The organism is Fulvivirga kasyanovii (assembly GCF_009711405.1).
In the GTDB taxonomy this organism is placed as follows: domain Bacteria; phylum Bacteroidota; class Bacteroidia; order Cytophagales; family Cyclobacteriaceae; genus Fulvivirga; species Fulvivirga kasyanovii.
Map to the genome: position 1 here is coordinate 1 of NZ_SMLW01000272.1, position 3,820 is coordinate 3,820.

The 3,820-nt window shown below is 40.6% G+C and carries 3 protein-coding genes; all 3 read left to right on the plus strand.

Annotated features, from left to right (window positions below):
- A partial coding sequence (locus tag E1163_RS01805) for a GAF domain-containing protein (protein WP_221417906.1) occupies positions 1-2,284 on the plus strand: 2,284 nt, incomplete at its 5' end.
- Between the two features lie 109 nt (positions 2,285-2,393).
- Complete coding sequence (locus E1163_RS01810) at positions 2,394-3,212, plus strand: CheR family methyltransferase (protein ID WP_155168863.1); 819 nt, start codon at positions 2,394-2,396, stop codon at positions 3,210-3,212.
- A gap of 15 nt (positions 3,213-3,227) precedes the next feature.
- Positions 3,228-3,820, plus strand: a 593-nt coding sequence (locus tag E1163_RS01815; RefSeq protein ID WP_155168865.1) for a chemotaxis protein CheB, incomplete at its 3' end; no start/stop codon positions are given.

A 3,820-nucleotide genomic window follows, 5' to 3' on the forward strand; every position in this document is an offset into this window, starting at 1 on the left:
CTTCATAATTTTAGCTGTAATTAACTTTTTTGTGATCTCCTATTTTCAAAACAGGATCACAGATGCTACTAAAGAAATAGAAGCGGCAAAGGAACTGCACCTTCTTCCTGAACAAATGGCTTCCAGCGCACAACTATTTACCAATGGAAATACAGAAGCACGGAGCAACCTGGAAACTGCAGCAGACAGTTTCGAAGAGAAATTACAACAATTAGCCGGAGAGCAGCAGGACTCTGAGGATACCCTGGTGATAGGTAATAATGCATATGCCAATATCACTGAAAAGTGGCTGGAGACGAAAAAGCATATAGACAAACTATTGTTCGAACCTTTAACTGTTGATACGGTAGTGCAGGAATCTAAGGAAGTGCCTTTGTATGATTCCCTTAATACCATAACTACGGAAACAACCCAGAAGGTTTTAAATATCCGCAACCCACAACTGGAAAGGGCAAACAATTATCTGCAAAGCTCAGCAAAGGACCTCACAAAAGCAGCCAGAAGGGTATTATCAGCAAAAACAAGAGCTTTTGACTCCAAAAGCAACGCACTTACCTACACCTCCCTGATATTCTTACTCTTATATATAGCTGCTGTAGCGGGCACCCTGGTATGGGTACATAAGAAGGTAGACACCCCGCTTAAAGATCTTTATACAGTAGCATCGCACATCAGTAACGGCGACCTTTCAAAAAAATCAGCTTACACTCAGGATAATGAAATCGGCAAAATTGCCAGATCAATTAACCAAATCAGCAACAACCTCCAGAATGCAACTGGATTTGTAAATGCCATTGAGAATGGCAAACTGGATGTTGAGTTCAAAGGTGCCGAAGGTGAAGATTTAAGAGGCAGAGGCCTTGAAGGCGCTTTACTGACCATGAGAGATCAAATGAAGCGTGTTGCAGAAGAAGAGCGTGAAAGAAAATGGTCCACCGAAGGACTTGCCAAATTTGTGGACATATTGCGCTCCACCAGTGATGATGTACATGCACTGGGTGACATTATTATTTCAAACCTTGTGACTTACACCCGGTCAAATCAGGGGGGCATATTTATTGTAAATGAGCAGGACGAGGAAAATAAGTTCCTGGAGCTGATATCCCTGTATGCATTTGATACCAAAAAGTATGATAAGCGCTCCTACAGAGCCGGAGAAGGTTTGGTAGGACAAACTTACCTCGAAAGACAGACCATATATTTACTTGAAGTGCCTGATGATTATATCACGATCACTTCCGGTCTGGGAGGGGCCAACCCCAAAGCTGTGCTCCTGGTTCCGCTCATGGTGAATGAAGAGATTTACGGAGTAATAGAACTTGCATCTTTTAACGAATACAAAAACTACCAGATTGAATTTGTTGAAAAACTGGCAGAAAGCATAGCTTCAACTATTGCCGGCGTTAAAAACAATCAGCAGACCAAATTCCTTCTGGAAGAATCTCAGGCGCTGACCGAACAAATGCAAGCCCAGGAGGAGGAAATGCGCCAAAACATGGAGGAACTCTCCGCTACCCAGGAAGAAATGTCCAGGAAAGAAGTAGAAATGACTGCTCAGCTCACCGCTATCAATAACAGCCTTTCTTCTGCTGAGTACAATATGGAAGGTATACTTCTTACAGCTAACAACAACTATATCAAACTTTTGGGCTATCATCAGCTTGAAGAAATACAGGACCTTTCATTTAACGCACTTAGCTCAGGGGATACATCAGAACTCTGGAGGGACCTGCGCAATGGAACAGGCCATTCGGGCGATTTTACCAAACTAAAAAAGAATGGTGAAGTGGTGAAGGTCAACACCTCCTATACGCCTGTGAAAAACAACAACGGAGATTATTATAAGGTAATAGAGCTCATTTTATCTGTAGGTTCAGCGGAAGTGGAAAAAACCGGCGGTGATGAATGGGAGCAAATGAAAGAAGTGGAGGAAGAGCTAAGACAAAACCTTGAAGAACTGGAAGTAACTCAGGAACAACTCGACCGGAAGCTGAGATTATCAGAAGCCACTTTAGATACACTGGATAATGTGGTTAAAATTGTTATCTTCAATACGGAAGGTACCGTAACCCATATAAACCGTTCTGCCCAACAGGCACTTGGTATTACGGATTCTGACATTACAGGTCAAAGTATCAGCGAGTTAGTTGCTGAGGACCTCACAAATGAAAAAACTATTTCAAAAAAAGAGGTTACCTTAAAAACTAAATCCGATAAAATAAATGTTAAGGCTGAGATTTATCAGGACACAAGCCGCAACCAAACCTTTATCATATGGATATAAATATTATTTTCGCGGAATAGCTTTAGATCCTTATAGTTTTTAAGTTTTATAGGAGAAAATTATTAAATTACACAATTTACATTTTCATAGAATAGCTGGCATATAGATAATGAAGGAAATCGACATTGCAGATTTAAAAAGAATAACAGAGTTGGTAAAGACCAAGTACAACTATGACTTTACCAATTATGCTATGTCATCATTTAAGAGGCGGATCCTTCGAATACTCGAACTCCACAATCTCAGTGTTGACGAACTGATCAAGAGGTTATATGAACCCTCATTTTTGGATGACTTCTTAAACGAAATTACAGTCAACGTAACAGAGATGTTCCGTGACCCTCCTTTCTGGAGAGTACTGAGGGATGATATCATTCCGGCTATTATGCTCAACCACCAGAAGATCAGGATATGGCACGCTGGCTGCTCTTCAGGTGAGGAAGTTTTTTCTATGGCTATCATGCTACGTGAAATGGGTATTTTGGATAATGTATCGTTAATCGCCACTGATTTGGACTCCAATATACTGGAAAACGCGAAAGCGGGTGTGTACAACCTTAAAAACATGGAGCTTAATGAGAAGAACTACATACGCTATCAGGGTACATCTTCTCTAAGCAAGTATTATAAAGAGTCCAACGGTAAAGCGGTAATGGACAAAACCCTTGTTGAAAATGTATCTTACCGAAAACACGACCTGGTGAAGGGCGAGGTTTTCAATAAATTTGATCTCGTTTTGTGCCGCAATGTAATGATCTATTTCAATCAAACATTGCAAAATGAGGTCTTAAAAAAATTCCATGAAAGCTTATTCAAATATGGATACCTGGCTATTGGCTCCAAAGAATCACTGATCTGGTGTGATATTGCCAGCAAATTCATTGTAGTTAATAACGAGGAAAAGATATATAAGAAAATTAAGGATTGAGGTAGCTGAATGGGAATGAGCCGTTTTACACTAAATAATAAATATAAAGCCGTGGTAATTGGCGGGTCGGCCGGGAGTTTTCAGGGAATAGTAAAAATACTGTCGCACTTACCTCCGGATTTTCCCCTGCCTATAATCATGTGTTTGCACCGACTCAAACATGTGAGGAACGGTTTCGTGGAAGCGTTGTCTATTAAAAGTATAATGGAAGTAACTGAGCCATATGATAAAGAGAATATAAAAAAAGGTAAAGTTTACCTCGCCCCTGCCAATTATCATTTGTGCATTGAACTTGGTCATTATTTCAGTCTTTCAACAGAAGAAATGATCAATAACTCCAGGCCAGCAATAGACCTGACCTTAAGCACGGCCGCGTATGTATATAGAGACAAGCTAATCGGGATCCTACTATCAGGAGCCAACAGAGATGGTGGCCTGGGTATGAAGTACATTAAAGACAGAGGAGGCCTCACCATTGTTCAGGACCCTCAGGAGTGCATGATAGATACTATGCCGAATGCTGCCCTAAGTGCTACCACCATTGATTACGTGCTGAAAGTGGATGAAATAGTTGATTTTTTTACCGAATTAAACAAACAATATAAATA

Coding starts and splice junctions, on each gene's coding strand:
- E1163_RS01810 (WP_155168863.1), top strand. CDS start 2,394: ATGAAGGAAATCGACATTGCAGATTTAAAAAGAATAACAGAGTTGGTA.